Genomic DNA, 23,540 nt, shown 5'->3' with positions numbered 1-23,540 from the left:
GGATCGTTGCTAGAAATTACCTGTCGCTCAGGTATTTCAGATATGTGTTGTTGACGTGCTTATCCGACTGGCGCTCTATCAAGTCATTGGAGCGCGCTCTTCAAGCAGTGGGCAGTGAATCAGTGGACCGAAGTAGTTAGCTGAGAGTTAAACAACTCCCTTCCTCTGGGCTAGTAACTCAACGCCTTGGTCCGCTGGTCACATCCTCGCCCTGTTGCTCATACCGCCTCCCTAGTTAACAGCTCATGTGCATTCACAATCCTCATGCCGAGGTGCAGCGTAATCAGGACTTCGAGCAGAGCACCCTTCGATTCTTTCCAGCCGGGCAGAGTGGCCACGGTGTCGCAGTCCATCAGGGCGGCAATGTCGCGGCGCATACAGTCGTTATAGGTGCCGGGAGGGGTTGGTGATGGTATGGCTGCCGACAAGGGATTCTTATGACTTCGGCTCAATATTGGCGACGTATGTTTTCAACGCTTCGTTCTTTGCCTTTCCGTGCAGTCCGTGGTGTATTTCGCGGTGGCATGCCGGGCAAATGGCACCTACGTAGCGTGGATGGTCGAGGCCACCATCTGATAGTCGATTGATATGGTGTGGCTCAAGGTAGGGGGAGCCATTGGTCTTCATGAACGGGGCTGGATTTTTGCAGCTTTCACAATTTCCGGCAGCCCTTCTCAAAACATATTCGGCAATTCGTTTGCTGCGCCGATATACAGTTCTGAGAGCTGAACTTTCTCCGCTCGTCAAGCCCGCTGCTGCGGCAGCCAAGGCTACTTGTCTGGCCTCGGAAAGCGAAAGCTCGGGATTCGTTACTTCACCTTCATCCGAAAATAACTGCCAGTTCAACTCAAGTCCTACAGGGACAAGCTTGAAAATCAATGTTTTCCGATCGTTAAGGTGCTTATCTAGGCCGGTGCGCCACTCGTGGCTCGCACAGGTGAACTCTCCTAGGTATTCCTGCCCCTGACTCTTTCCCAGGGCCTTGAAAAGGTGAAGAGACCTTCCCATCTCCGCGTGTTGAAGGATGGCGAGATTTCCTTTTGTCATGGTCATATGGCTAGACTGACCTTCACCGGTATAGGTGAAAACACCATCTGCCTCACGTCTGTCCGTATACCCAAATTGCTCGCCAGATTCGCCCGTAAAAATGAATATCGTTGGTGACTGCGCGGACGGTGAAATCCCGCTTTGTCTGCTTCCACCGAACAGATCGTGAATCTCGGTTTTTCGATCGTAGACCTGACCAACTACAAACCTAAGCTCAGGGATGGTTGATCGGGGGAGGTCAACGATTGTGAATCCGTGCCGCTCCAAATATCCATTTGTGGGCTTGCCACCAGAGAACAGGCCGACCGGAACTCCAGTGGCCAGAGATACTATTTTTTTTGCAGGGTACAAAGTGCTGTTCGCGCTGATTGCGTAACGATGTGCTTGGTTTTCAGTCCAGCCTTTCCACTCGGGAGCATGGCGAAACTTTTCATCAAACTGCTTCAAAGCTTGGTCGAGCTTCTCTTTTTTTACCGCGGGGATTTTCAACGAAACGTCCTTGTGTGCAGCAGCATTCATCAGATGGTCAATGCTCGCTCGCCCCGGCGGATGACGCAATAGCGAAATGCTGGCTCAATCTCAGCGAACCAGGCGGCGCGCATGCCCAGCGGGTGCCAGGCCTGTGTAGCGGCTTCGATGCCGCTGAAAACGCTTCCATAAGCAATGGGCATGCTGGCTCCTCGCCGGTATGATTGCGAAATTTTAGGAGAGCTTTATATGTGGAATTTATTCTGCCGACTCAGAAGAGGCCTCTTTAGCTTTTGGTTTCTCACAGTAGCGGCGGCAGCGTTAACTCTAATTATCACTCTTTATCTATATCGCGTGAAATTTGGAGGTGAGCTATCTTCCAGTTCATCTGAGTGGTCCGATTTTGGATCTTATGTAGGAGGGGTATTTGGCCCGTTAGTTTCGTTTTTGACATTGTTGGCTGTATTGAAGACTGTGTATTTACAGCGGGAACTTCTCGACTCTCAACGGGAAGAATTTGATCGGATGAACTCTCTGCAGTTGGAGGTGTTCGAGACTCAGCGGGCGCAGATCGCACGCTCTGATCAAGACTCTCTAACCCTCCAAATCGCTTCGGCTCAGGAGTCTGCTGTACGTTTGGTTGAGATGCGAATGAATATGCATGAGCGCGATTTTGATCGGCAACATGACATGTCTTTCAGGTTTCGAGAAGAGTTTTTCAACAATATGAATGAGGAGCGTCATGATAAACTGCAGAGTATGATTGACCATCGTGATCGTGCTAGAGAGTCAGTGGATCTTTTATCTAAAGTTGCACTTGATATGTCAATTGCAGATTTTTCTAGCGTTGCTGAGGTTCGAGAAAGTCTTAAAGAAAAAATTCTTGATGTGTACTTGACGCTAGATAAGGCATACCCGGGAACACAAAAACAATTACTATAAAGATCAATCACCGCAGAAGCATTCAATTGCCTCGTCGTGATCGGCGAACATGTCGAGTTGGGTGTCGGAGTAATCAAGCATCTGCTGGTAGCTGGGGCGGTCACTGCGGAAGCGTGCGCCGTCGCCGGTGAACTTGCCGCCGGATACCACTGAGCTTTCCATGCGAGCCCACCACTCGGGCTTGGGCCGGTCGCTGGCGATGATTGAATAGACCTGCTTGGCACCTTTCAGGAAGCAAAGGTCGCAGTTGCCTTCCAGCGTCCTGCCGTTGATCGTCGGTAGCATCAGGTCGAAAGGTTGGCCCCCCCCAGAAGTCGGTCACGTCCTGCACCCCGACACCGGCGTCAGCCAACGGCATTACCATGGTTGCCCACTTGCTTTCGCTGGTGCTTTTGCGGTGCCGGATCTTCACGACTCGGCGCGGTTCGTCGGCACGGATGCCGGTCATCATGTCGACCGGCACCTCCTCGGTAGATAGGCCCAGACTACGCAGATACTTGTGGATGATTCGGATCTTGAGGTCGATGGTGCAGAATCTGGTCACCGGGTTGGGCAGATACTTGCGTTTGCGGATCAGTGCTTCGAACGGTTCGCCCTGGCGGCTCGCGTTGGCGTAATCCACGACCGCAAACCCTGAGTCATTGTCGCGAAACTCAAGCCAGACAATCGGCACCTTCCAGCGCTCGGCGCATTCCCTAACGAACTCTAGCGTGGCAGGGTGTTCCTTCCCGGTATTGGCGAAGGTGACAACCAGATCGCTCAGGTCCTCATTGTTGTCCAGCACCTGGCGCAACATGTAGGCGCTGGTGCGTCCGCCGGAAAAGCTGACGACCGTTGTGCCGAGCAATTTGTAGGTACGCATAAGATGGCCTTGTCGGTATATAGTCTCGGATTTCAAGGAGGGAAGAGAATGCCTATGGATGTCTTGCTGGCTTGGTTTGAAGCGCACCAAGGTCTAGCAGCGTGGCTAGCCCTAGGAGGAGGCGTAGTTGTAGCCGCGCTAGGTTGGCTCTTTCGAGCGTATCGCCTCGGAACAAAGCAGCGAAAGGTTGTTCGTGCTCACCTTGTCGCAGTTAAAGAGGCGGTTTTGAACGGCGCCGTCGCGGTAGAATTAGCAGCATCGGAACTATCGGAAATTGCCCACGCTGCCAACAGCGCCGGAAGAGATGAGCGACAAGATCTTGCAGGTAGGGCCGGTGCACATCTAGAAGCCATTCGAGAGATGGAGCGGCGCGCGCCTTGTGCAGAACTGAAGACTGAGCTGGCATGTGTGTGCAATGGAATTAAAGATTTTCAAATTGCTGTTCTTGGCTGGCATGGGGTTCATGACTCAGATAGCTCTAAGAGAGATGCTGGCTTCACCGCTATTGAGCGATTAAATCGTTCAGGCAGAGATTTAAGAAAAAACCTAAGGCTTATCAAAGGCAAGTGACATTGCTTGCAGTGTCGCTTCGTCGGCTTGAGTTGTTAATTTATACGGGATCGTATGGAGGCGTGCAGATGGCGGTGAACTGGGAAATACCTACGAGTCCAGTATTTTGGACAAATAGTTTGGCTTGTTTTGCACTTGTTGTTTCAGTCGTAGCCGCTGCTTTCTCTTGGAAGTCTGCTAAGGAAGCGAAACTGGCAAATAAAATCAGCGTGCACACGCTCCAGAAAGACCTGTATCGAGCGTTTGTGGTTGCTCGCATGCATTTGGAAGCCAAAGGCATGAGTACTACACAGGCAGGGATTTATGAATTTTCCTCTCATGTTAAGACCGCTCGACTATATCTACCTCGGCGTTTAGCCCGGCAGGTAGCAGAGTTTTATGAAGAATGTTATGGAATTCAGGAGCTACACTCTCAAATGGGATTTTGTCGAGAGGAACTGAGCATTATTGATTCGCAACCTTTGGGAGTTCCGGCGGGAGAAAGGGCTACCGACCAGCAGCGCAATGAAGCCAAATTGAGATTAGAGAGCGCTCGCAAGAATCTGTCCGAGTGCGTGATGAGGGCAAATACTCTCGGAGGTCAGCTTGACGAAAAACTGATCGAGTACCTGAGGATCGTGTGATTCGTTAAGCTAACGACAGATCGTTTTTCTGATCGTCACCGCTAAACCGATGCAAGCAGCACAGTGATTATTATGTGTCTCATAGAAATTTCCGGTGGCATGGGGTACTAGGTGTGACCGGCATTGAGCCGGATCAAGGAGACCGCTTTGAAACGGCTTGTTCAGAAACATGAGCTACCGGGTTACCTGAAAGGCCTAGCTGCTGCCTCTATGCTCGTTGTGAGCATGAGTTCGCCGGTAATGGAGATAGCCTCGACGGTTAAATCAACTTATGAGATGGCGTATCTCGTCGAGAACTATGGTCAGTACTTAGGCCAAGGCCCTTACATGATTGAAAGCAAGGAGGGTCACGAATGGAAAGACACTCCGTTTCCTGATCCGGTTATTTTAGGTTATGCATTTGCTTTTACCGTTCGCGCGAGGCTAGCTCGTTCAGGAACAGAGATTGGCGGGCATAGAACTCTTCGCGAATCTCTTTCGGGTTATGAGTATTTGCAAATGTCAAAACCTGCAGCCGATGACATGGTCACGTCAATCCTGATCAAAATGCCGACAGATCCATCGGAACTACAAGTGCTTCGTGATCTGCTCGCTGAAACCACCATCATGTTTTCAATCGATGATGGAAGCGGCTTCTTCCATGTCGGAAATACAATGATGGGTAACGGCCTTTCTCATGCTTAGATACTTTTCCCCTCGATATTGGTAAGGATTATTCATGCTGCGCAGGTCGCTTCTTTGATCGCCATGATTGCGTTTGCGGCGTGGCGCACGTAGTACAGGCGAGCCATCAGGTTTGGGCATGGCTTGCTGGTCGTCGACTCCCAGAGGTCGCTGCCACCAATCAATTCTTCGTGTTCGCGCAGGAAGTCATAGGCCAGCACCACATCGCTTTCGCGCCCATCGGCGAAGGTCTCGACCTCCTCAACTACGTCAGCCAGGTCAGCAAAAGGAAGGCGCTCGTCTTCGGCCTCATCACGCTCGCGCAGCCATTCAACGAGTTGTTCAGCCTGCTCCAGGGTGGCGCCCTTGTTCGGGATGTCCGCGATCCATTCTGGGACCTCATCCCCAGGCAATTCATAATCGATTCTTCCGGCGATGCATTCGCACACCGTGTCACGGATCGCGTCGAAGTCGATCACCACTTGCTTAATGTCGCCGTCCAGCTTCTCATGCAGGTAGCCATCGCTCTGATGACGCAAGAAGTTGATGCCATAGCTGGCGCCGACGTGGAACACGAGCGCGCCGATGTCGCCCATCATGCTCATGCCGAAGCGGGTAACGCAGACGTCGAACCCGTAGCAGCTGCTGCCTGGCCGTGCGCAACGCCATACCTCAACGCCGTTTTCGTTAACCAGTTGGGTGTATTGGTGTTGGGCTAGATCTTCGGCGACTCGGGCGGTCATTGCGTTGCGTTCATGCTCTTTCATGGATTATCTCCAGTCAGGCGCCGCCCTCCGGCTTCCGGTGGTGGCAATTTGGTTTTGGTTGGGGTATGACAGATGTCTGGCACTGGGTCGGATCAAGGAGTGAACATGCGAAAGCAGGTCGGTTATCTGGATAAAATGGGTGATGAGCAGTTCTTTTATTTGGAGTTCGATGAAGAGACTCATCAGTTCAGCTACGTGATCGAATACATAACCCGTAAGGGCGATCACAGCGAGCGAACCGTGCCTCTTCATGAGGCCAAAGAGGAACGGGGCTTTCACAAGGCCGTTCAGCTGATTAAAGATCGTTTGTTTGCCGAGGATGCATGACCTTGTGCGGTGAGCGGGCTGGACTATTCGTCGCCTTCTTCTTCGGCGTTCATTTGGAGTGATTCGGCAAAGCCAGCCTGCCGTAATTTACGCGCCACGTTTTGAGTTATGTCGATTCCGTGGCGCTTAATCTCGAACATTGATGCGGACCTCTCGGCGCCCAGTGAGTGTGCATGCACGATCAGTCGCCAGATCGTCGCGCGGTCCTTCTTTTCGCCCAGGTCTGCGGTGAGTGCTGCAAGGCGGTCGCGCATCCCCTGACGGAAGTAATGGCGAATGATGTCGGAGGTGCCTTTGACCTTCGGCGGCGCCGGCGGCAGATCCTCGGCCCGGCCATTCAGCACCAGCAGTTGCACCGCCTCGCTGACTTCCTCGACCTTATGCCAGAGCATCAACTCGTCGAGCATCTGCCGGGTGCCGTGCGGTACCGTGTGCCGCAACTCCTGCTCGCCCAGTTCCTGCCGCTTCTCGGCAAGCTTTGCCGTGCGCTCCTTCTGTTCGGCTGCCATGGCCTGCCTCTTCTATTCCGCTGGCCGGCAGTGCGAGCCAGGTTTGATGTTTGCGTTGCTGGGTGCAGGCTATTCGGCGCATGTAGCGACCTTCTGCTGATTCCACGCGCCGACCGCTTCGAAGATCCGCGCGGCGTGCGCCTCTTCCAGTGATAAAGCCTCGGGAATGGCAATCCAACCTGAAGCCACCATCTGGCTTTGATTCGCCTCGTCGCGCAGCTTCTTGTAGCAGTGCTCGATCACGTCTTCCAGGTGGTCGGAGAGATAAACGCCATCGGGCGCCACCTCCACCGATTTGCTGTAGCGGTCGCCGCGGGCGTCGATGCAAAGCGCGCTGAGGTAGATCGTCCACCGGTGGGGAATGCTGCAGACGGCCTGGCCAATCTTCCCCGGCGCAATGTTCTTCAGCGACTTGTAATTGATCATGCCCTGGCGGCCGCAGGGGTCGATGTTCACGACGGCGACGCGGTTGGATGCCAGCAACGACCGGCACGACCGGGCAATGCGGGCCTGCAGATTATGCGCCTTGCGTTTGCTCACAATGCCTCCGCGAGTTTGCGCAGCGCCTTACGTTCTGCCGCTGTGATAGGCGGCTTGCGGCGCTTGAGGATGGTTTCGGGATCGATCTTGGTGGAGCGCTTCGGCGGTGGAGGGTTGATCGCCGGGCTTTCGCCCAGGTAGATCGTTCCGCCGGCTGCCAGGAACTGCGCCGTGCGCACCGATATTGATTCTGCGTGCTGACGCTGCTGCTTAACCAGGCTGAGGTGGTTGCTAATCATGCTGCCGCCTTGGCCAGCGTCACCCCGGCCATGCTGAAGCTTGATCCCTGCTCTGCGACCATCGTGTCGAGCGCTTCCCAGTTGACCAGGAGGACGGTGATTGGCGCCTGACCATATGCCACGGCTTTCACCAGAACCTCGAAGTCCGTCACGTTGGCCTGCAGCGCTACCTGCTCGACCGCATGGCTCGTTACTGACGTTGTGGCCTGGGCTACGGGGGCCGCCGTCTGGACAGGAGCGGTGCGGACGGGCTCTGATGTCGAAACTTTCTCCACGACCGGATCTGACTTGAAGGCTGCCAGGCGCTGGGCCTCTTGTTCGTCGGCGATTCGCTTCGCGTCGGCCTTATCCTGTTCCGCCTTCTGGTGTTCCGAGATACGGAATTTGATCAGCGTCACCAGGTCATCATTGGCCTTGGTCACCAGTTGCTGCACGTCGCTGAACAGGAAGGCGTAATCAACGGCGAGCTCCGCCAGGCTGGTCAGATTCAAGCGAATACTTTCCGCTGCCTGACTTGCATCGATCTTCGCCCGGGCCAGCTCGGTATCAACTGCGTCCTGGAGGCTGGCAATTGTGCGTTTGTTCTTCATGGCGCCGGCGAAGTCCGAAACGACAGGAGGCAGCGTGACTTTGCCAAGGGTCTTGTTGATTGCGGCAATGTGATCCGCCAGTGCCAGCTCGGCTTTTTGCTTGATGTTGGTCTTCACCAACAGCTCTTGAGCCTTCACCAGCTTGTCGACCTTCAGGCGAGTCTCGCGAGCATGGGCACTGATGCGATCCAACGACGAAAACAGCTCGTCGATGCTTTGGGTCTGCGACAGAGCCTGTTTCTTGGCGACAGCGACAGCCTCCTCGACATCGCCACACCACTTGACCGCCTTCTTGGCGTCGGCGAAGTCTTGGTCGGTGGAGAGCGTGGTTTTCACCGAGTCGATGACGGCCAGTGCCGAATCTTCAAACACCTTCAGGTTGCTGGCGGTGACCATGCCGGTCAGCTCGATGCGCAGGGCTGGCAGTTCATCAGGTGCCTTGCCGACTACGATTGAAGGAGCGTCGGCCATTTCGAAGTTGGACAGGTCTGCCTCGAACTGTTTCCAGCCTTCGATCAACTGGGCCGCGCGCCCGGCGACGGGCCGGTATTCCATGTGCACGAAGTTCTCCGGGGTGCCGTCCGAGCAAACAAAGATCACTCGTTCAGCGCCGCTTACCAGCAGTTGCTGCTCAAGCTGCCAGTAGTAGTGCGGAGCCAGGTCGCCGGCTTTCAACTGGGCCACGACTGACTCATTCCACAGTTTGTGCTCGAACAGTGTCTCGCCGAGCATCGTGGCGCCATCCATGGAGGCCAGCAGGTTGCCCTCGGTCGCAACGATCGGATACAGCTCTTCGCCGATCAACGCCTCAGTCAGTGGGCGGGCCAGGGCTTCAGTAGCGTGGCCTTTGTCGAAGATGAACTGCTGGGAATGCGTGACGTCGGGCGTGATCCCGGTCTTCTTAATCGCCAGCAGATCGGTCCGCGTTTGATACTTCGATGCGCCCATCATGGCGGGAGCTTCAGAGGCTGTGAAATGCTGCGCGCGCAGAGCGTGCCACTCGGCAGAGCCTTGAACTACGTTATGAATTTTCATGTCGCGTCTCCTTCTTGTGATGGGGCGATGATTGCGAGAATGGTTTTTTTCTGGTGTTCGGTCAGGGTTGCTTTCAGTCCAAGCATCACGACGATGTGCTCCGCTGTCTTTTGCCCGCCCAGAATCATGGCAACCCACTTAGGGAAGTTTTCAGCGAACTTTTCAGCTGGATACGGTGGAAGGGCCTCAGGCTCTGGTGGCGAATCCTTGGGAAGGGGGGCTCCCGAGTTCCCGTCATCGTCGTCATCTGTTGTGGTGACGTTGAAAATCATCTGGGTCAGGTATCGCCGGCCATAGCTGATAGTTGAGCCGTTCGCCTGCACTCCGGTCTTGTTTGTCTTTCCGCCTGATCCAGCAGCGTCAATTGGAAGGTCGAGCTGATATAGCTTCGTATGGCCGCCTGCGTGCATGCATTCACAGGTGACGCGAAGATGGCCTGGCAGGCGAGAGTCAGCAGTTCCGAAGGAAAGCGAAAAGCCTTCCTCCGTGAAAATCGGGCTGATCTCTCGGTCGATATCTTCAAGTCTGGCGTAGGTGCTGGCCGTGTGCTTGTTGAGAGCATTACGTGTCACCGGCTTGATTCGTTTCTGGGCGCTGACCATCGCAATACTGAATGCAACTGACGCCTGTCGATCGACGTGACGCTCGTGCATTTGCATCAGCCGCTCCATGTTTCCGACATCGACATTTGGATTGGTGGCGACCTGGATGATCACGGACATGATGCTGGCGGCATCACTGCTTTGAGCTGAAATATCAGTCGACACACTTTGCGAGCGACGGGGATCGATAGTGGTAACCACACTCGACTCAGCATCTTCCACAATAGGGCTGGGCTTTCTCTCTGCGGACATGGGGATTCCTTGCCGCGATGTTCGCAGCGTTCAAAATTATTGGGTGCTTGGGGGATATTGAAGGGCGGGCCGGACGTAGGTTTAGCTCTGCTGTTGAACTCTATAGCGGAGCACCTGAAGCACTCGACCGCCATAACCAGGCTCTGCGTACTGCTCAACTGGCGCACCGAAGAAGCCGCGGCGTTCGGCCAGGCTGTAGGCCTCGCGAAGGTTATGAGCGCTGATATCTTCGAGCTGCTCGTCGACCAGTGATTTAACCGGTGCGGTAGTCATGCCTTCTCCTTACGCCGCCGGCTTACATCCAGGAGGCGTGCGCTATACCAATGAAATTCTTCTGCGTTGATGGCGCCCGAGGTGAAGTGACGCACGATCAAACCCTCGGCCAAGATCTCGTCGAGGGCGGGCTTATCTGGATCTTTAAGCGCAAACAGCGCTTTATCGATCTCAACGTAGGGGCTCACAGTTCGTTGTCCTCGGCCTGGGCGATCAGAGCGTCATCAGCCAGAGGTTGAAGGAGGCGTTCGGCAATCTCGCCGAGCTTCCCAAGTGGGTGGTCGCTTCGGCCGAGTAGCTCCAGTGCTTCCGACTTCACCCTTGAGCCCGCCATCCCAGCGATCAGCAAGTAGCCCAGGGCTGGAGCGTCGACGCCGCAGTCGGCCAGAAGGTTGTTGGCGTACTCATCGACAGCCAGTGCGAACTGGTAGGCCGTGACGCCTTGCTGCGGGTGCAGGTGGCGCTTGAACACCACGCTGCCACCTCTGGCCAGCTCTTCGGCTGCGTTGTATAGCCATTCGCTGCGAGCCAATTGCTGAGAGGTTTCGCTCACCGGAGGCGGCAGTTGTTCGTCGTGCTCAAACTGAGCCTTGCGTAGTGCTGACATGGTCGCCTCCAAAGTGGCGGGTTGTTCACCTGTATTCGTCAACACTCATGCCTTCCGCTGGTTGCCGATGGGCGCGGGGTAAGTGCTGACGGGTAGAGGTGGGGAGGGGTATAAGTAGGGAAGTTCGAAATAAGGAGTTTTCTATGTCCCTGGTGGATCTTGATTTGATCTCGAAGGCCTTGCCTCAAGCTTGGAAGTCCACCGTTCTAGGACGGGTAGGCGGCTCCAATATCAAAGTTCTGCGCATGGATGAAATGTCCGTTGAAGCAGAGGTGCATGACTACACTGAGGGATTGTTAGTCATCTCCGGGCAGTTATTGCTGGGAGTCGATGGTGAATCCGTGCGAGTGGGAGAAGGACAAATCTATCTGGCTGAAGCTGGTGTTCCGCATGCAGTTTTGTCTGGGAGCTACGGGACACTTGTCATCATTGATGTTTGAAAGGCCGCAGGTGCCGGAACTGGCCCGCACGCAGCTGACCAGACAGTTAACGACAGGCTGTCCTGGTGGCCTCTGTTAAGCGGTCAACCTAGGACATTCCGTCCGGCGCACCATCCGAACCTGAGCCATTCGCCTCTCCGGTGCCCTGCGATCACGACGCATTGAGTCGTCACTGATCATTGAGTGCATGGCAAGCAGCGCCGCCAGTACAAAGCAAACCGGCGTGATGATCTGGCGCTTCATGGCCTCAGCCACTAACGCCGTACGCTTCGTCACGCCCAGCTTGAACATCGCATTGGTCAGGCGCTTCTTGACGGTGCCTGCCTCAATCCCTGCTTCGCGGGCGATCTCTTTCGAGGTGAAGCCCTGGGCAATCCAAAGCAGGAACTGAAGTTCTCGCGGCGCCAGGCCACGTCCGAGGTGACCCTTCCATGAACCGTTGATGATTGTTGCTTCCATCGTCGTGACTCCCGGGTTGGTTTCCCGTTAGGCCCTGTTGCCAAGGCCTATCGGTGAAACCCCCGGCCTCGCTACTGGCGACAGGCCGGGGTTGTTGCGTCAGCGGTGATGTGCGCCGGTTGCCCGCTGCTGATTGCAGGGCTGGCTATCTGTGGGTGGGCTTCGAGCTTCCTACTCACGGCGTCAAACAGCATCTGTTCGCCGTGGATCACAGGTCCTTACAACATGTACGCTACAGCTCTGAATGCCCTGGTTGAGTGGGGCAGGGTGCATGAGGTCCGGCGTTCCCAGCCGAGGCTATCGGGACCGCTAATTCTGTTCAGTTGAATCTCCCTTCTTCCGCTGGGATTCGCGGGGCGCATTGCTTGCCAGGTCATTCGCACGGTTCGAGCGTTTCGCTCTCGATCAGCCGTACAGGGTTCTCCTGTCGTGGGCGGGCTATCTGACCCGTCTGATCGCCGGTCGCCGGTAGAGGCAATGCGGTCTGTTGGTATTTCTGTATTGCGCTGACTGTTAAAGAGCGGCGCAGCTCTCGCTGCTGGCCGGCAATGTTCGTTGCTGGCTTGAGATAAACATTACTAGCGATAATATTATCAGTCAAGACCGCAGGTAATAAAAATATTCACAGGTAATAAAAATCCCGCTCACTGGCGGGCTAATTTATGAATCGCAGTACTCACGCCAGCCGATTCTGACGGCACCGTCATCCAAATGATCGATCCTGATACCGGCTGTGTCGCCGATATCCTGGATGACCTGGCGCCAGGCTTCAGGGCTTTCATCGTCGCGCCTGGATACCTCGACCAATTGAATCCGCTGTACCCGGGGAGAGGCGATCAAGCCTTGCAGGCGGCGGCCAACAAGCTCGTAGGAATTTCGTGGTTTCGATGCGGGGTAGGGTGCCTGGCTCATGCTTCGCTCCTTGCGAAAACTGTATAAATAAACAGTATTCCTGCTGGCATGCATTGGCAATAGGACGGCAACAGATTTTATGCATAAATGCATAAGCCATTTGCTAAGGAAATCCGGAGCTAGGAAAAGCTGGGCATGTATTGCTGCACGCGAGGAATTGCCTGAGCTTTCTCAAAGCAAAAAGGTGGAAGGCGATCTAGCCCGATCGGCGAGCGCAATCTAGATCCAAATCGCAGGCAAAGAAAAGCCCGCGATGGGGATTAGCGGGCTTAAAGGGATTTTCTTTAGGAGCTGGGGTAACCATATGCGTTCAGCTGTGAAAGGTTTGTGAAATGTCGGACGTCAAACTCTGCGAGATTAATTAATCATCAGCGCCCAGTTGGTCAGCTTTCAATGGAGGGACACGCAACTCTGGCAGAGCAACGGCTTCCGGCCATCGAAGCTCTTGCCGTGGCGTGTCAGTGCTAGTCGATCTGTTCACCTTCGCATGGACGTAAGCCACTTCTCGGCTCACGACATGGGCCACATAGCTCACGCTGACGCACACACTCATGAGTGCGGTGATTTTGACGAGCTTGGTTGCGATGGGTTTCATGCAGCCCCCTCCATACGGATGCGATCACCGATCCTAACTGGTAAGGACAGAAACAAGAAGCCCGGCGCTGGGCCGGGCTTCGATGTAATGCGTCAGAAACTAACGATGTTTGTTCTTGTGTTTATGCTTGTTGTTGCCTTTGTGCTTCTTACCATCCGATCGATGATTGCTCTCATCGTCCGCCAGGTTGTTTCCTAGAGCACCACCCGCAGCGCCGCCGAGCCCTGCACCGATAGTCGAGCCAGTTGTGCCGCCCAGGCGATTACCAATGAGTGAGCCACCAGCCGAGCCGATACCGCCACCTAATGCAGCTTCAGCTCTATTGCCTTTTTGAGCACCAACAGCACTACCGGCAGCACCACCTACGCCTGCGCCTACCGCTGCGCCTGTCGAGCCTCCGAGCTGTTGGCCTACGATGTTGCCTAGCGCACCACCAACGCCGCCTCCAAGAGCGGCTGTGCCATCTCCGGCTGCGATCGCTCCTTGCGAAATGAGGACACCCAAAGCTAGGGCGGGTAGTGTCATTTTCATTTTGTGAACCTCTATGGGTTGTCAGCAGGCGCTCACGGTTTAAAGCACGCCTAGCATTAGGACTAGGGTGAAAGTTTGAAGTTCTCTACGGGGGCTGCCTACGGGCGAATGGTTGTAACAAGGTATGCCGTAATGGATCAGGCTGCTGAAGGCGGGCTTAAGCGGTTTCACTAGGAATTGAGATGACCAGAGGAGCCGAGCGTGAAAAGGCAGAAACAAGAAGCCCGGCGCTGGGCCTGATTATCTGTTTACTCAGGCTAGTCAGTATTCGTGGGAGTGCATGGCGTTCGCTCCACTCGATGACGTGGAAAGCGTAGCAGCGGGCAAAAAAAGGCCCGCTTGTGTGCGGACCTAAAGGGAATTCTTCAAAGGAGTAGGGGGAGTTTTGCCCAGGCCCTGTAAATGCCAGGTGAAAAGGATGTCGCAGAAACGAAAGGTTTGGTGACGCGGTCGGTATCAGAACGAAGTTGCGATCGCCCGGGCGAGTTGGGTGTCTGACATCAGCGGCGGCGGGCTGGTCGAGCGGTAGTACCTGGAGGCTTGCTCAAACTGGGCGCCGCGAATTTCGCCGTCCGAACCTATGAACGCCAGGGCGTCAGTCTTGGCTGACTTGAAAATTTTAGGCGGCTCGGTCGTGAGAGATGTCGTCGCCCCAATTAAAATGGTTGGCGCGGAGATTGTGAGAAATATCGCAGCGGCGATAGGGTTGGCGCCATCACCTGACACGGCCTGCGTGCTGACCGATGCTAGCAGGGCAATCCCCAGAGCCTTCCATGAATTCATTCTTCGATGCTTCCATTGCTATCAGAGGGCGACACCGTAGCAGAACTGGGCGATCGCCAGATACAAGAAGCCCGGCGCTGGGCCGGGCCTACTATGGCGTCTTAATGATCAGTGGATCAGCCGCGCCACTCCAAAGGCGACCGCAGAAAGCGCGGCCGCAGTGCCTACAAACCACTTAAGAAGCCTGGTTTCAAGCGATTGAATGTCTGTTCTGAAATTGGCTATGGCTTGGTTCAGCCCGCCAGTCTCTTCCAGAAGGTCGGCCTTGGTAACCATATGCTTTTCAATCGAATCAATTTTTGTCTCGACGCGCGCCAACCGCTCCTTTATTTCAGGGAGTGACTTCTCAATAGACTCAATTCTCTTTTCCATAAAATCACCGCCACCAGTACCGCCGCCTCCGCCGCCGCTCCCGCCATGCCTGTCTGGATGGGGAAGAAATTTTTCGGCATTTTTGAAGCGCTCTTCAAGGTAGTGAATATTGTCACTCATTTTTTTGCGCTCCAGCATTCAAGAGTATACGACCTTTGGTATCCCCGTACGTTTTCAGCAACTCAATGACACCCTTAAGCTCCTCAAACGCGGACTCGCCCAGGGCTTGTATTTGCTCGTCATCAGAGTGGTTCCTATGGACAACCGCAAGGTCTAACGCGGCGCTCGTTAGCTTAACGATTGCATCCTCCAATGGGCTGAAAAGCTCGAACAGTTCGCCATGGGTGACATTCTTACTGGCGATTTCGGGTGGTAGCTGTTTCATCGTTACTCCGTTTGAGTCAGGAATGCCTCTTGGCGCCGCTATCCAAAGTTCGAGAATTTACGCATCAATGCATCCCTCCGCGCCAAACCATGCGCTTACTCGGGCTTGCTGCGATTTATCTGTCCCGCCTTCACCTCATCCGCCCGCGCCATAGAAGTGGTTCAGCGCTATCAGCTCAACCACCGCCACGATGGTGCAGAGCACAACGAAGCCAGGGCTGAAGACTCGCTTTCGACCTGATGAACCCCAACAACTAGGACCCGCGTCGGAAATAAAAGGAAGCACCATGAGCAACGCCAACCAAGCCCAGACCCAAAACTTGCTCCAGAAGCTCTGCTCTCGCCATGCAGTCATTTTGTCTGTTTCGAAGCCCGGCTTATCCGGCCGGCCTTCACCTCATCTGCGTAGCCCACAAGCCTGTCAGCTTCCTCATGGAGCGTGCCGACCAAGCCTATTAGTGCTATGGCATCGGCGTCGCTGAGCTTTTCCGCCAGCTTACCCAGGCTTACGCAGGACTGCTCAAGGTTTGAAGCGATAGCTTTGAGGTCGCGGCGCAGATGCTGGTTGGGCCTATTGAGAGGCATGATCAATTATCTCGTTCAGCTCGGCCAGTCAAAATCCAATTTACTAGTCGTCCGGTGACCTTGTCATACAGGGCGGACAAGAAGAGTCCAATGATCACAAGGTAGCTACCGTAAAAGACCGCAGGGTACTCCCTGATGCGATATTTATTCCAAGCGATCACATCTAACCAGCGATCGAAAAAACGCGATGAGCTCAAATAGCGCCCACCCATATCGTAAAGACCAACTGACAGGGTAATCAGGCCAACGAGCAAAAGAACAATACCTATGCGCTTTGTTACAGTATTCGTGAACTGTTCCATGCTGACCTCCTGTCAGCTCGCTATACCAAGAGGCATAGTCAAGACACTTCGTTGATCAGTAAAACTTCTGCAGCGCCTGCACAACCACGCCCACGATCCGGCAATTCTCGTCTACCGCCTCAATTGGGTAGCTCGGGTTCAGTGGCTTCAGGAACAGCCGGCCGCCATCGCTGACCAGCTTCTTGAACGTCGCCTCATTGCTATCCGGCAGCTTGGCCACCACCAGCTTACCTGGTGCAACCTCAGCCTCTGTGTCCACCAGGATCAGCGTGCCCTCGGTGATGCTCTGGCCGGCGGGCGCCGTCATTGAGTCGCCTTTCACCTTCAACCAGAACGCCATCCCCTTTGAGTCGTACTCCGAGAACTCATAGCTATCAGAAAAGCCGGCCGGGTAGGGCTCAACGGCCTCCGCCCAGGCGCCGGCGGCAACCCAGCTGATTACTGGGTAGCGGAATGATTTTGTCGGCTGTTGTGCATCGCGGACATTGGAGTCAGACGAACTGCTGATCCCCTTTATTTCCGCCGCCAGGCGCTCACTGAAATCAGAAACTGGAACTTGTAAATAGCGGGCGAAGACTGCTGCTGCCTCGATATTTAATGCGTTTCTGCCGGTTAGGTAGTGGCTCGCAGCGCTTTGGCTGTTTGCCTTCAATCCTTCCATTGCGATTTTTTCTTGGCTGATGCCAAGGGCCTTCTTCTTTGCCTTGTAAATAGCGTTCAGCGCCGCGCACTCCGCCGCCTCTACTTCTGTGAGGGGGCGCTTTTTGCCTGGCTTTTTGTCAGTTGTTTTCATCGAGCAACTGTATGACTTCAGGTATTAACATTCTAAGACCGCCGATATTGACTTAATAAAGACCGCAAGTAATACTTGCGTGTGCATCGCGCAGGAGAAAACGTATGCAGCGCACACCACTTAAAGAGTTTGTGACAAGGGTCGGGCAGATCAAGGCTGCCGAAGAGCTCGGCATGACCCAAGGCGGAATCAGCAAAGCACTGCGAGCTGGTCGCGAGGTTTATGTGATCGAGCAAGGGAATGGGAAATACAAGGCTGAAGAGATCAAGCCATTTCCAGGCCAGGTTCAGCGACTCGCGAGCTAGTGAGATCCGTATTCGCCAATCCATGTTGCCAGTATCGGCTCAGACGGCCTGCGAAGTAAGAAACCTGAAGTCGCTGGAGTTTTATCCAGTGGGTTTTAAGAGAGGCGAAGCGGGGAGCAGGGTGGGGAGGTTGGTGCTTCGGCGCTGAATTACACGCACAAAAAAGCCGACGGTCGAGGTCGGCTAATTCGATAACACTTTGTGAGGCCGATTATATGCAAATCCAACCAAATATCAATAGCGCTACAGATCTCGCGCCACGTTTTCCGCAATCTGAAAACGTGGCGCGTATTAGCTCACATTCAGACCCCTTGGCGGCCTGACATGCAATACACCGTCACGATTAACCAGGTGAAGGCGCTGGAGTGGGGGCTGAATGCTCAGCAGGCCCTACTGTTCGCTTTCGTCTACGGCTGTCCGAGCTGGACCAAGCCAATCAAGACCGATGACGGGATCTTCTTCGCGCTGAGCAAGGCCAAGATCACTGAGGAGCTGCCGCTACTCACTGATAAGCCCGACACCGCTTACCGCATGCTGAAGGCCCTGGAAGAAGCCGGTTTGATTGAGCTTTCCAGTACTTCGAACATCACGCTTTTCAGGCTGACAGAGAAGGCCATCGAGTGGAACCAGAAGCTCGACGGGTCGGAAAAATATCCGACCCCGCCAAATAACAAGGGTCGGAAAAATATCCGATCTACCTCGGATAAATCTCCGAGCAAGGTCGGAAAAAAATCCGGGCAAGGGTCGGAAAAATCTCCGACAAATCAGGATACCAATCATCAGGATACAGATCAGGACACCAGTCAGTCCTTGCAGGACGCCACCGGCAAGCCGGCTCAATCCCGCGGCTTGGTTCTCGTGGTTGATCGTATCGACGCCCCACGGGTTGAGATCCCTGCCGACATGCCGGGCCCCAAAGACCAGACCTGCAAAACGTTCAAGGTCTGGGCGAACTACGCAATGGCCTACCGCAAACGCTACCTCGGCGCATGGCCTGTTTGGAACGCCAAGGTTGGTGGTCAGCTCGGCCAATTGGTCGACCGACTCGGCGCCGATGTCGCTCACCACGTCGCCGCGCATTACCTGAAAACCAACGATGCCGCCGTTTTGCGCAAGTGCCACAGCCTCAACGAGCTGCTGGCCAACGCCGAGAGCTACCACACCCAGTGGGTGACCGGGCAGCGCGTCAACGGCACTACCGCCCGCCAGATGGAACGAACCGAGGCCAACCTGTCCGCAGCGGAGCAGGCCGCTCAGATGGTTCTGGCCAAACGCCAAGCAGGTGACCGCAATGAATACCTCTGAAATGAATGACCAGCAGGTTGCCGGGCTGGCCGCCGCCATCTGCGCCACAGCCGAGGCCATGGGCCAGGAAATGAACCCAGGCACTGCCGCGATGATGGCCGAAGACCTCTGCGCGTACCCGGTACCCGTCGTCAAAGCCGCCTTGAAGGCCTGCCGTTTCGAGGTTAAGGGCAAGCTGGCTATGGCTGACATCCTGCAACGCGTCCAGTCCTCTGACGGGCGCCCGGGCAAGGACGAGGCCTGGGCAATCGCCATGACCACCAACGATGAATTCGAAACTGTGGTGCTGACCGATGAGATCCAACTGGCCCTGGCTGCCGCGAAACCCATCTTGGATGGTGGCGACAAGATCGGTGCTCGCATGGCGTTCATCGACGCCTACCAGCGGTTCGTGAGTCAGGCCCGTGAGGATGCGAAGCCGGTCAACTGGCATGTGTCCGTGGGTTTCGACGCCAACCGTCGAATCCAGGCCGTAACCAAGGCCATGGAGCTGAAGCGTATTCCCCGCGAGCACGGCCAAAAGTACCTGGCAGACCTGAGCGTCGAGCCGGTCACCGAAGACGGTCGCGCGATCGCTGGCTTGCTCACCGGTACCGTCACCCGGCCGGAACCCGCTATTCGCGCAAAGCTTGAGATCGTTAAGAGCTCGATGCTTGAAATGCGCAAGGCCAGCGCAGAGCGAAAGGATGAGATACGGATTGCAGCGGCCAACGAGTTGGCGGATCGCCGGGCGCTGCTGATCAAACAGGTCCAGGAACTGGAAGAGAAGAGGGCGGCGCAATGACCAAGCCAGCTAAGCCTCGCCCAATGCCCGTGTATCTGGTGCTGCGCCGCCTGATTGATCCTGCCACCGGCAGGGAGGTGGCCGCGTTCGTGCCGTCCTCCGACGCTGACCGATCGATCCTTCGTGAGCGTGATTTCCGGATCAATACCAAGATCCGCGCCGAACTCAAGCAGCCACGCAATCCAAGGTTCAACGGTTTGGTCCACGGCCTGGGTCGGGTACTGAGCCAGAACATCGATCGGTTCTCTGGCAAGCAGTCCCACGACGCAATTAAGGCCCTGCAACTGGAGTCGGGCGTGTACTGCGACGAGGAGCAGTTCGACATCCCTGGCCTGGGCCAACTCACCCGTAAGACACCCCGCAGCCTTTCCTACGATTCGATGGGGGAGGAGACATTCCAAGATTTTTGGCGCCAGTGCTGCGCGTACCTGGTGCTGCATGACTGGCCGACGCTCACGGAAGAGCGCCTGACCGAAATGGCAGAGTTCGAAGCATTCAAGGAGGCCGCATGAAGCGCACCCCATTACAACGCAAAACCCCGCTCACGTCCGGTGGGCCACGCCGCAAACGCTGCCCAGAGTGCCGAGTGATGTTCACGCCTGCCCGCGGCTCGCAGGCGGTGTGCGGCGAGATCGAGTGCGCTATCGCTTACGGCAGGTCGGAGAAGGGGCAGGCGAGCGCCAAGAAGGCCCTAGCTGATGTTGGTCGCCGGGACATCAAGGTGCGCAAGGAGAAGCTGAAGAGCAGGGCGGACCACCTGCGCGAAGCTCAGGCTGCGGTGAATGAGTACGTGCGCCTGCGTGACGCGCACCTGCCCTGCATTAGCTGTGACTCCACTCCGAACGACAACGACCTCATGACCGGCAGCCGGTGGGACGCTGGGCATTACCGATCCGTGGGTGCCTGCCCAGAGCTGCGCTTCGAGCCGCTGAACATCCACCGCCAGTGTGTGAAGTGCAATCGCAACCTATCCGGCAACGCTGTGGAGTACCGCATCCGCCTGGTGCAGCGCATCGGCGCCGAGAAGGTCGCCTGGCTGGAGGGGCTGCACCCGGCCTGCAAGTACACCGTGGATGAGATCAAGGCCATCAAGGCCGAATATCGAGCGAAGACCAGAAAGCTAAAGGAGAAGGCCGCATGACCTATCGCAACGTTGTTTCAGCAGTAGTTCGAGCTCTCGCGGCCGAGACCATCACTTCCGCCGGCGGCTGCGACTTTGAGCCCAAGGTGCAGTGTGCGAAGCAGAAGGGGGAGATCGTTGGCAAGGAGGCTGCGTTTCTTCAGGATTGCTGGGTGTTTGGGCGGCTGCACAAAGCTTTGACCCCTGCGCATTGGCGCGCCCTGGTGGCAAAGTACTCTACCCACGAAGAGCGCAAGCACGGCGCCATACTGGAACTGTTGAATTCGGTGAAGACGCCCGCGCCGAAACGTTTTCGTGAATGTGCTGTGTTGACTTGGGCCATTCCTCAGGTTGTCGGGGCCGAGGGTAAGCGTTCCGCGGCCGTCCTACCTGCAGCCTGGTATGACATCACCAATTGGGGCAACGACGGTAAGCCGGAGTCGACACGGTACCGGTGGCGCTCATGTATTCGTAGGGCACTGGACGACCAGGTCAACGAGGCGTTGACTGCCGTCCAGGAGCTGCTCGACGCAGAAGGTTTAATTGACACCGTTGCTGCGTAGAGCAGGTTTAGAAATCGCAAGCCCGTGTCTCGCCGTTGCCAATATTCGGTTCTCTTGCCGTGCCAAAATTAAGGGTGAAACCCTCCCTTTTCCAACCACTGAGTCAGTAGCGCTGCGCTCAGTGGTTTAGTGATCAAGTAACCCTGGGCTTCTGTGCAGCCCCATCGGCTAATCAGAGAAAGGGTCTTTTCCGTTTCAACGCCCTCTGCTACCACCCGATATCCCAATCCTTTGGCAAGTTCAATTAAAGTTCTAACTAGGCGTTTGTCTTTTTCATTTGCGTGGAGGTTGCTGATCAGTGATTGGTCGATTTTAACCGTGTTAACTGGGAGTTGTCTCAGGTACGACCAGTTACTATATCCGGTACCGAAGTCATCTACTGAAACCTCAATTCCCAATCCTTGAGCTCGCTCTAGCTGGGCTATAACTGTATTGGGGTCAGTCATAAGCATGCTCTCGGTAAATTCGAGCTCTAAAGCTTTTGGATCGAGTTCGCCTTTTTCTATGAGGGCAACAATTGCGTCGACAAATTTTGAGTTTTCAAGATCGCTAACAGTCACATTCATAGCGATGCGCAGTTTTATTCCTTGGTTCTTCCATTGGTTAGCTTGAGCTGTAACGGCTTCAAGTACCCATATAGTTAAACTATGCATCAATGCTGTTTTTTCGGCCAGGGGTATGAACTCGGCCGGACTTATGGGGCCAAGAGTGGGGTGGTTCCAGCGTATTAATGCCTCGACGCTTTCACATTCAAAGCTTGGTAGTTTTATTTTTGGGTGAAACACTAAATTTAGTTGGTCTGTCGATCGGACGGCATCTAACAGTGAGCTTAGCACTGCGAATACCCGTTTCTGCGCAGCATCTAGTTTGGGCTGATACATTGTCCAGCCGATATTGCGGACTCTAGCGTCATCGGCAGCGCCAACTACTAAACGAAGCCAGTCTTTCTCTTCTGAGTCGATGATAGGCAACACTCCGATGCCTGTCTGCATTAGTATTGGAATTCCTTGACAGTCAACTGGGTCGTTAAAATCTGATAGGATTTTCAAACAAATAGCTTCGATGGGCTCGTCTGCACTCAGGAGGAAACCAAATCGTGTGGGGCTAATTTTATATAAGGTGCAATTTTTGGGCAGCACTGATTGAAGTCGAGCCTTTACGTTAAGCATTAAATCTTGCGAGAAGCTATATCCTAGGGCCTTCACGACATCGTTTAGAAACTTTGGAGAAATTACATCTACTGCGTAAAGTTTGTGTCGTTTGCCGCTAGAACTCACTTGTCGGATGTCTTCCTCCAACCGAAGTCGATTGAATAGACCTGTAGGTTGATCAATGTAGTTGCGGGAACGTAGCCCCATGATTCGCATTATCACGAGTTGCGAGAAGTAAACGAGCATTACTGCATCTCGCTCACTCATTGGATCTCTAGGTTTAGTATCGATTATACAAAGGCTACCTAATGAAAAACCATCCTTTGTAAGGAGCGGGGCGCTAGCGTAATAGTTGATATATGGTGGTCCGGTCACCATAGGGTTATCTTTGAAGCGCTCATCCTTGCGTGCGTCTAAGATTTCCAATGGTTCTTTGTCATGCAGCGAATGAGCGCAGAAAGAAACATCTCGCGGAGTTGAATTATCTTCAATACCAATCCGCGCCTTGAACCATTGCTCATGCTCATCCACGATTGAAATCAGCGCGATCGGTGCATTGAAGTACTCCGAAGTCATCGCGATCATTTTTTCGAATACTTCATCTTGTTGATCGTCGCGCGAGCAAAATTCTGTCACGCGCTTCAGGCGCATCGTTTCGTAATCTGGGATTGAGTCGTTAGCGTCCATGGTCTCCCTCGCGTGGAACGTCTAAATACTCGAAAGGTATCAGATGCCCTAGCCTGCTACGACTGCATTTATCTATGGAAGCTATAGCATTAAGTGTTTCGAGCCCACTGGTGCTGTGCGAAGTGATGCACCCGGTATTTTGCGCTACGTAGCCCAAATTCCACCTCAGGGTTTTGAAGGCCTAATTCGTTAGGTTGACGAAAAAACATATCTTTTTGCAAAGCGTGGTTGCACCGAATGAGAAAGTGAGAGAGTATTTACCCATCCTGTCGATCTTGCGCGTTGAGGTTGCACAGTAAAGCCCGGCATGAAGTCGGGCTTTTTCATGAGAGGCACAGGACGATGCGAACTCTCTTACTTCTCGGAATGTTGCTCTCGCCATTGGCGTTCGCCGACCTAACCGAGCCCTCGCATGACTGCAACCAGCCGGACGTGCCGTACGAGTTTCAAGACCAGTACGAGCGTGACCAATTTCAGGCTGATGTTGAGGAATACGAAACGTGCATAACTGACTTCGTAGAGGAGCAGCAGGACGCAATTCGTAAGCATAAGT

At 54.7% G+C, this 23,540-nt stretch carries 36 protein-coding genes and 1 pseudogene; 12 read left to right on the top strand and 25 right to left on the bottom strand.

Annotated elements, in window-relative coordinates:
- Positions 1-218: 218 nt before the first annotated feature.
- The 3 genes from GDV60_RS16205 to GDV60_RS16195 form a co-directional block, all read right to left on the bottom strand.
- The gene (locus GDV60_RS16205; protein WP_256679387.1) at positions 219-353 is read right to left on the bottom strand and encodes a DUF4406 domain-containing protein; all 135 of its coding nucleotides are present in this window, start codon (positions 351-353) and stop codon (positions 219-221) included.
- An 82-nt stretch (positions 354-435) separates the two neighbouring features.
- Entirely contained in the window at positions 436-1,566 is a 1,131-nt protein-coding gene (locus tag GDV60_RS16200; RefSeq protein WP_256679309.1) for an HNH endonuclease signature motif containing protein, read from the bottom strand.
- The gene (locus GDV60_RS16195; RefSeq protein WP_159908080.1) at positions 1,566-1,718 is read right to left on the bottom strand and encodes a hypothetical protein; all 153 of its coding nucleotides are present in this window, start codon (positions 1,716-1,718) and stop codon (positions 1,566-1,568) included. Before GDV60_RS16195 ends, GDV60_RS16200 begins: the two co-directional genes overlap by 1 nt.
- Between GDV60_RS16195 and GDV60_RS16190 the strand changes: the two genes are divergently transcribed.
- On the top strand, positions 1,717-2,457 hold the full coding sequence (locus GDV60_RS16190; protein WP_218585572.1) for a hypothetical protein: 741 nt from the start codon (positions 1,717-1,719) through the stop codon (positions 2,455-2,457). The genes GDV60_RS16195 and GDV60_RS16190 overlap by 2 nt on opposite strands.
- 3 nt (positions 2,458-2,460) lie before the next feature.
- Here GDV60_RS16190 and GDV60_RS16185 read toward each other — a convergent pair.
- Positions 2,461-3,319, bottom strand: a pseudogene (locus GDV60_RS16185) (phosphoadenosine phosphosulfate reductase family protein).
- Positions 3,320-3,367: 48 nt separating this feature from the next.
- Here GDV60_RS16185 and GDV60_RS16180 point away from each other — a divergent pair.
- The 3 genes from GDV60_RS16180 to GDV60_RS16170 all read left to right on the top strand — a co-directional run bounded on the left by GDV60_RS16180 (position 3,368) and on the right by GDV60_RS16170 (position 5,196).
- A complete protein-coding gene (locus GDV60_RS16180; RefSeq protein WP_159908076.1) occupies positions 3,368-3,889 on the top strand; it encodes a hypothetical protein in 522 nt (173 codons plus the stop codon).
- Positions 3,890-3,957: 68 nt separating this feature from the next.
- Entirely contained in the window at positions 3,958-4,512 is a 555-nt protein-coding gene (locus GDV60_RS16175) for a hypothetical protein (RefSeq protein ID WP_159908074.1), read from the top strand.
- Positions 4,513-4,635: 123 nt separating this feature from the next.
- Positions 4,636-5,196 carry a hypothetical protein gene (locus GDV60_RS16170; RefSeq protein WP_159908072.1) on the top strand — a complete coding sequence of 187 codons (561 nt, stop codon included), beginning with the start codon at positions 4,636-4,638 and terminating at the stop codon, positions 5,194-5,196.
- Between the two features lie 32 nt (positions 5,197-5,228).
- On the opposite strand, the gene GDV60_RS16165 is transcribed toward GDV60_RS16170, so the two are convergent.
- Positions 5,229-5,942 (bottom strand): hypothetical protein, encoded by a 714-nt coding sequence (locus tag GDV60_RS16165; protein ID WP_159908070.1) that lies wholly within the window; start codon positions 5,940-5,942, stop codon positions 5,229-5,231.
- Between the two features lie 105 nt (positions 5,943-6,047).
- Here GDV60_RS16165 and GDV60_RS16160 point away from each other — a divergent pair, with 105 nt between their 5' ends.
- Positions 6,048-6,269, top strand: a complete 222-nt coding sequence (locus GDV60_RS16160; RefSeq protein WP_070996003.1) for a hypothetical protein — start codon at positions 6,048-6,050, stop codon at positions 6,267-6,269.
- A gap of 23 nt (positions 6,270-6,292) precedes the next feature.
- Here the strand turns inward: GDV60_RS16160 and GDV60_RS16155 are convergent, their stop codons facing one another.
- The 8 genes from GDV60_RS16155 to GDV60_RS16120 all read right to left on the bottom strand — a co-directional run bounded on the left by GDV60_RS16155 (position 6,293) and on the right by GDV60_RS16120 (position 10,916).
- Positions 6,293-6,778: a hypothetical protein gene (locus GDV60_RS16155; protein ID WP_070996004.1), complete on the bottom strand. Its 486-nt coding sequence runs from the start codon at positions 6,776-6,778 to the stop codon at positions 6,293-6,295.
- A gap of 69 nt (positions 6,779-6,847) precedes the next feature.
- Positions 6,848-7,318 (bottom strand): hypothetical protein, encoded by a 471-nt coding sequence (locus GDV60_RS16150; RefSeq protein ID WP_070996005.1) that lies wholly within the window; start codon positions 7,316-7,318, stop codon positions 6,848-6,850.
- On the bottom strand, positions 7,315-7,557 hold the full coding sequence (locus tag GDV60_RS16145; RefSeq protein ID WP_070996006.1) for a hypothetical protein: 243 nt from the start codon (positions 7,555-7,557) through the stop codon (positions 7,315-7,317). Before GDV60_RS16145 ends, GDV60_RS16150 begins: the two co-directional genes overlap by 4 nt.
- On the bottom strand, positions 7,554-9,182 hold the full coding sequence (locus GDV60_RS16140; RefSeq protein ID WP_070996007.1) for a YqaJ viral recombinase family protein: 1,629 nt from the start codon (positions 9,180-9,182) through the stop codon (positions 7,554-7,556). The genes GDV60_RS16145 and GDV60_RS16140 overlap by 4 nt, the downstream gene beginning before the upstream one ends.
- Positions 9,179-10,036: an ERF family protein gene (locus tag GDV60_RS16135; RefSeq protein ID WP_070996008.1), complete on the bottom strand. Its 858-nt coding sequence runs from the start codon at positions 10,034-10,036 to the stop codon at positions 9,179-9,181. Before GDV60_RS16135 ends, GDV60_RS16140 begins: the two co-directional genes overlap by 4 nt.
- 81 nt (positions 10,037-10,117) lie before the next feature.
- On the bottom strand, positions 10,118-10,309 hold the full coding sequence (locus GDV60_RS16130; RefSeq protein ID WP_057959986.1) for a hypothetical protein: 192 nt from the start codon (positions 10,307-10,309) through the stop codon (positions 10,118-10,120).
- Positions 10,306-10,497 (bottom strand): hypothetical protein, encoded by a 192-nt coding sequence (locus GDV60_RS16125; RefSeq protein WP_070996009.1) that lies wholly within the window; start codon positions 10,495-10,497, stop codon positions 10,306-10,308. The genes GDV60_RS16130 and GDV60_RS16125 overlap by 4 nt, the downstream gene beginning before the upstream one ends.
- Entirely contained in the window at positions 10,494-10,916 is a 423-nt protein-coding gene (locus GDV60_RS16120; RefSeq protein ID WP_070996010.1) for a hypothetical protein, read from the bottom strand. Before GDV60_RS16120 ends, GDV60_RS16125 begins: the two co-directional genes overlap by 4 nt.
- A gap of 143 nt (positions 10,917-11,059) precedes the next feature.
- Between GDV60_RS16120 and GDV60_RS16115 the strand changes: the two genes are divergently transcribed.
- The gene (locus GDV60_RS16115; RefSeq protein ID WP_070996011.1) at positions 11,060-11,356 is read left to right on the top strand and encodes a cupin domain-containing protein; all 297 of its coding nucleotides are present in this window, start codon (positions 11,060-11,062) and stop codon (positions 11,354-11,356) included.
- 75 nt (positions 11,357-11,431) lie between these two features.
- Here GDV60_RS16115 and GDV60_RS16110 read toward each other — a convergent pair whose 3' ends face one another.
- The 11 genes from GDV60_RS16110 to GDV60_RS16065 all read right to left on the bottom strand — a co-directional run bounded on the left by GDV60_RS16110 (position 11,432) and on the right by GDV60_RS16065 (position 17,072).
- On the bottom strand, positions 11,432-11,815 hold the full coding sequence (locus tag GDV60_RS16110; RefSeq protein ID WP_070996012.1) for a response regulator transcription factor: 384 nt from the start codon (positions 11,813-11,815) through the stop codon (positions 11,432-11,434).
- A gap of 660 nt (positions 11,816-12,475) precedes the next feature.
- Positions 12,476-12,727, bottom strand: coding sequence for a DUF1654 domain-containing protein (locus tag GDV60_RS16105; RefSeq protein WP_070996013.1), 252 nt, complete (start codon positions 12,725-12,727; stop codon positions 12,476-12,478).
- A 361-nt stretch (positions 12,728-13,088) separates the two neighbouring features.
- Positions 13,089-13,322 (bottom strand): hypothetical protein, encoded by a 234-nt coding sequence (locus GDV60_RS16100; RefSeq protein WP_070996014.1) that lies wholly within the window; start codon positions 13,320-13,322, stop codon positions 13,089-13,091.
- A gap of 99 nt (positions 13,323-13,421) precedes the next feature.
- Entirely contained in the window at positions 13,422-13,853 is a 432-nt protein-coding gene (locus tag GDV60_RS16095; protein ID WP_071610055.1) for a hypothetical protein, read from the bottom strand.
- Positions 13,854-14,309: 456 nt separating this feature from the next.
- A complete protein-coding gene (locus tag GDV60_RS16090; RefSeq protein ID WP_070996015.1) occupies positions 14,310-14,636 on the bottom strand; it encodes a DUF2388 domain-containing protein in 327 nt (108 codons plus the stop codon).
- Positions 14,637-14,744: 108 nt separating this feature from the next.
- Entirely contained in the window at positions 14,745-15,128 is a 384-nt protein-coding gene (locus tag GDV60_RS16085; protein ID WP_070996016.1) for a hypothetical protein, read from the bottom strand.
- Positions 15,121-15,393 carry a hypothetical protein gene (locus tag GDV60_RS16080; protein ID WP_070996017.1) on the bottom strand — a complete coding sequence of 91 codons (273 nt, stop codon included), beginning with the start codon at positions 15,391-15,393 and terminating at the stop codon, positions 15,121-15,123. Before GDV60_RS16080 ends, GDV60_RS16085 begins: the two co-directional genes overlap by 8 nt.
- Before the next feature lie 135 nt (positions 15,394-15,528).
- On the bottom strand, positions 15,529-15,747 hold the full coding sequence (locus GDV60_RS26865) for a hypothetical protein (RefSeq protein ID WP_071610056.1): 219 nt from the start codon (positions 15,745-15,747) through the stop codon (positions 15,529-15,531).
- Positions 15,744-15,977, bottom strand: coding sequence for a hypothetical protein (locus GDV60_RS16075; protein WP_070996018.1), 234 nt, complete (start codon positions 15,975-15,977; stop codon positions 15,744-15,746). The genes GDV60_RS26865 and GDV60_RS16075 overlap by 4 nt, the downstream gene beginning before the upstream one ends.
- Positions 15,978-15,979: 2 nt before the next feature.
- Positions 15,980-16,279: a hypothetical protein gene (locus GDV60_RS16070; RefSeq protein ID WP_070996019.1), complete on the bottom strand. Its 300-nt coding sequence runs from the start codon at positions 16,277-16,279 to the stop codon at positions 15,980-15,982.
- A 55-nt stretch (positions 16,280-16,334) separates the two neighbouring features.
- A complete protein-coding gene (locus GDV60_RS16065) occupies positions 16,335-17,072 on the bottom strand; it encodes a S24 family peptidase (protein ID WP_070996020.1) in 738 nt (245 codons plus the stop codon).
- Between the two features lie 104 nt (positions 17,073-17,176).
- Between GDV60_RS16065 and GDV60_RS16060 the strand changes: the two genes are divergently transcribed.
- The 6 genes from GDV60_RS16060 (at position 17,177) to GDV60_RS16035 (ending at position 21,149) form a co-directional block, all read left to right on the top strand.
- Positions 17,177-17,377 carry a Cro/CI family transcriptional regulator gene (locus tag GDV60_RS16060; protein WP_070996021.1) on the top strand — a complete coding sequence of 67 codons (201 nt, stop codon included), beginning with the start codon at positions 17,177-17,179 and terminating at the stop codon, positions 17,375-17,377.
- Positions 17,378-17,701: 324 nt separating this feature from the next.
- A complete protein-coding gene (locus GDV60_RS16055) occupies positions 17,702-18,682 on the top strand; it encodes a phage replication protein (protein WP_070996022.1) in 981 nt (326 codons plus the stop codon).
- A complete protein-coding gene (locus tag GDV60_RS16050; RefSeq protein WP_070996023.1) occupies positions 18,669-19,466 on the top strand; it encodes a hypothetical protein in 798 nt (265 codons plus the stop codon). Before GDV60_RS16055 ends, GDV60_RS16050 begins: the two co-directional genes overlap by 14 nt.
- Positions 19,463-19,978, top strand: a complete 516-nt coding sequence (locus GDV60_RS16045) for a hypothetical protein (protein ID WP_070996024.1) — start codon at positions 19,463-19,465, stop codon at positions 19,976-19,978. Before GDV60_RS16050 ends, GDV60_RS16045 begins: the two co-directional genes overlap by 4 nt.
- Positions 19,975-20,607 carry a recombination protein NinG gene (locus GDV60_RS16040; protein WP_070996025.1) on the top strand — a complete coding sequence of 211 codons (633 nt, stop codon included), beginning with the start codon at positions 19,975-19,977 and terminating at the stop codon, positions 20,605-20,607. Before GDV60_RS16045 ends, GDV60_RS16040 begins: the two co-directional genes overlap by 4 nt.
- Positions 20,604-21,149, top strand: coding sequence for a hypothetical protein (locus GDV60_RS16035; RefSeq protein WP_070996026.1), 546 nt, complete (start codon positions 20,604-20,606; stop codon positions 21,147-21,149). Before GDV60_RS16040 ends, GDV60_RS16035 begins: the two co-directional genes overlap by 4 nt.
- A gap of 68 nt (positions 21,150-21,217) precedes the next feature.
- Here GDV60_RS16035 and GDV60_RS16030 read toward each other — a convergent pair whose 3' ends face one another.
- The gene (locus tag GDV60_RS16030) at positions 21,218-22,987 is read right to left on the bottom strand and encodes a GGDEF and EAL domain-containing protein (RefSeq protein ID WP_070996027.1); all 1,770 of its coding nucleotides are present in this window, start codon (positions 22,985-22,987) and stop codon (positions 21,218-21,220) included.
- Between the last annotated feature and the right edge of the window lie 553 nt (positions 22,988-23,540).

The sequence above is a fragment of the Pseudomonas sp. DTU12.1 genome, assembly GCF_009873475.1.
In the GTDB taxonomy this organism is placed as follows: Bacteria; Pseudomonadota; Gammaproteobacteria; order Pseudomonadales; family Pseudomonadaceae; genus Aquipseudomonas; species Aquipseudomonas proteolytica.
The sequence above is the reverse complement of the archived record's forward strand: the minus strand, read 5'-3'. Positions and strand labels throughout refer to the sequence as shown.

Bases quoted from the DNA above. Each gene is read 5' to 3' on its own strand.
- GDV60_RS16180 (WP_159908076.1), top strand. From the start codon at position 3,368: ATGCCTATGGATGTCTTGCTGGCTTGGTTTGAAGCGCACCAAGGTCTA.
- GDV60_RS16050 (WP_070996023.1), top strand. From the start codon at position 18,669: ATGAATACCTCTGAAATGAATGACCAGCAGGTTGCCGGGCTGGCCGCC.
- GDV60_RS16070 (WP_070996019.1), bottom strand. From the start codon at position 16,279: ATGGAACAGTTCACGAATACTGTAACAAAGCGCATAGGTATTGTTCTT.
- GDV60_RS16040 (WP_070996025.1), top strand. From the start codon at position 19,975: ATGAAGCGCACCCCATTACAACGCAAAACCCCGCTCACGTCCGGTGGG.
- GDV60_RS16205 (WP_256679387.1), bottom strand. From the start codon at position 353: ATGGACTGCGACACCGTGGCCACTCTGCCCGGCTGGAAAGAATCGAAG.
- GDV60_RS16195 (WP_159908080.1), bottom strand. From the start codon at position 1,718: ATGCCCATTGCTTATGGAAGCGTTTTCAGCGGCATCGAAGCCGCTACA.
- GDV60_RS16140 (WP_070996007.1), bottom strand. From the start codon at position 9,182: ATGAAAATTCATAACGTAGTTCAAGGCTCTGCCGAGTGGCACGCTCTG.
- GDV60_RS16075 (WP_070996018.1), bottom strand. From the start codon at position 15,977: ATGCCTCTCAATAGGCCCAACCAGCATCTGCGCCGCGACCTCAAAGCT.
- GDV60_RS16065 (WP_070996020.1), bottom strand. From the start codon at position 17,072: ATGAAAACAACTGACAAAAAGCCAGGCAAAAAGCGCCCCCTCACAGAA.
- GDV60_RS16165 (WP_159908070.1), bottom strand. From the start codon at position 5,942: ATGAAAGAGCATGAACGCAACGCAATGACCGCCCGAGTCGCCGAAGAT.
- GDV60_RS16090 (WP_070996015.1), bottom strand. From the start codon at position 14,636: ATGAATTCATGGAAGGCTCTGGGGATTGCCCTGCTAGCATCGGTCAGC.
- GDV60_RS16130 (WP_057959986.1), bottom strand. From the start codon at position 10,309: ATGACTACCGCACCGGTTAAATCACTGGTCGACGAGCAGCTCGAAGAT.
- GDV60_RS16190 (WP_218585572.1), top strand. From the start codon at position 1,717: ATGCTGGCTCCTCGCCGGTATGATTGCGAAATTTTAGGAGAGCTTTAT.
- GDV60_RS16055 (WP_070996022.1), top strand. From the start codon at position 17,702: ATGCAATACACCGTCACGATTAACCAGGTGAAGGCGCTGGAGTGGGGG.
- GDV60_RS16160 (WP_070996003.1), top strand. From the start codon at position 6,048: ATGCGAAAGCAGGTCGGTTATCTGGATAAAATGGGTGATGAGCAGTTC.
- GDV60_RS16060 (WP_070996021.1), top strand. From the start codon at position 17,177: ATGCAGCGCACACCACTTAAAGAGTTTGTGACAAGGGTCGGGCAGATC.
- GDV60_RS16145 (WP_070996006.1), bottom strand. From the start codon at position 7,557: ATGATTAGCAACCACCTCAGCCTGGTTAAGCAGCAGCGTCAGCACGCA.
- GDV60_RS16085 (WP_070996016.1), bottom strand. From the start codon at position 15,128: ATGAGTGACAATATTCACTACCTTGAAGAGCGCTTCAAAAATGCCGAA.
- GDV60_RS16030 (WP_070996027.1), bottom strand. From the start codon at position 22,987: ATGGACGCTAACGACTCAATCCCAGATTACGAAACGATGCGCCTGAAG.
- GDV60_RS16080 (WP_070996017.1), bottom strand. From the start codon at position 15,393: ATGAAACAGCTACCACCCGAAATCGCCAGTAAGAATGTCACCCATGGC.
- GDV60_RS16175 (WP_159908074.1), top strand. From the start codon at position 3,958: ATGGCGGTGAACTGGGAAATACCTACGAGTCCAGTATTTTGGACAAAT.
- GDV60_RS16155 (WP_070996004.1), bottom strand. From the start codon at position 6,778: ATGGCAGCCGAACAGAAGGAGCGCACGGCAAAGCTTGCCGAGAAGCGG.
- GDV60_RS16135 (WP_070996008.1), bottom strand. From the start codon at position 10,036: ATGTCCGCAGAGAGAAAGCCCAGCCCTATTGTGGAAGATGCTGAGTCG.
- GDV60_RS16045 (WP_070996024.1), top strand. From the start codon at position 19,463: ATGACCAAGCCAGCTAAGCCTCGCCCAATGCCCGTGTATCTGGTGCTG.
- GDV60_RS16105 (WP_070996013.1), bottom strand. From the start codon at position 12,727: ATGAGCCAGGCACCCTACCCCGCATCGAAACCACGAAATTCCTACGAG.
- GDV60_RS16200 (WP_256679309.1), bottom strand. From the start codon at position 1,566: ATGAATGCTGCTGCACACAAGGACGTTTCGTTGAAAATCCCCGCGGTA.
- GDV60_RS16110 (WP_070996012.1), bottom strand. From the start codon at position 11,815: ATGGAAGCAACAATCATCAACGGTTCATGGAAGGGTCACCTCGGACGT.
- GDV60_RS16035 (WP_070996026.1), top strand. From the start codon at position 20,604: ATGACCTATCGCAACGTTGTTTCAGCAGTAGTTCGAGCTCTCGCGGCC.
- GDV60_RS16120 (WP_070996010.1), bottom strand. From the start codon at position 10,916: ATGTCAGCACTACGCAAGGCTCAGTTTGAGCACGACGAACAACTGCCG.
- GDV60_RS16100 (WP_070996014.1), bottom strand. From the start codon at position 13,322: ATGAAACCCATCGCAACCAAGCTCGTCAAAATCACCGCACTCATGAGT.
- GDV60_RS16095 (WP_071610055.1), bottom strand. From the start codon at position 13,853: ATGAAAATGACACTACCCGCCCTAGCTTTGGGTGTCCTCATTTCGCAA.
- GDV60_RS26865 (WP_071610056.1), bottom strand. From the start codon at position 15,747: ATGACTGCATGGCGAGAGCAGAGCTTCTGGAGCAAGTTTTGGGTCTGG.
- GDV60_RS16115 (WP_070996011.1), top strand. From the start codon at position 11,060: ATGTCCCTGGTGGATCTTGATTTGATCTCGAAGGCCTTGCCTCAAGCT.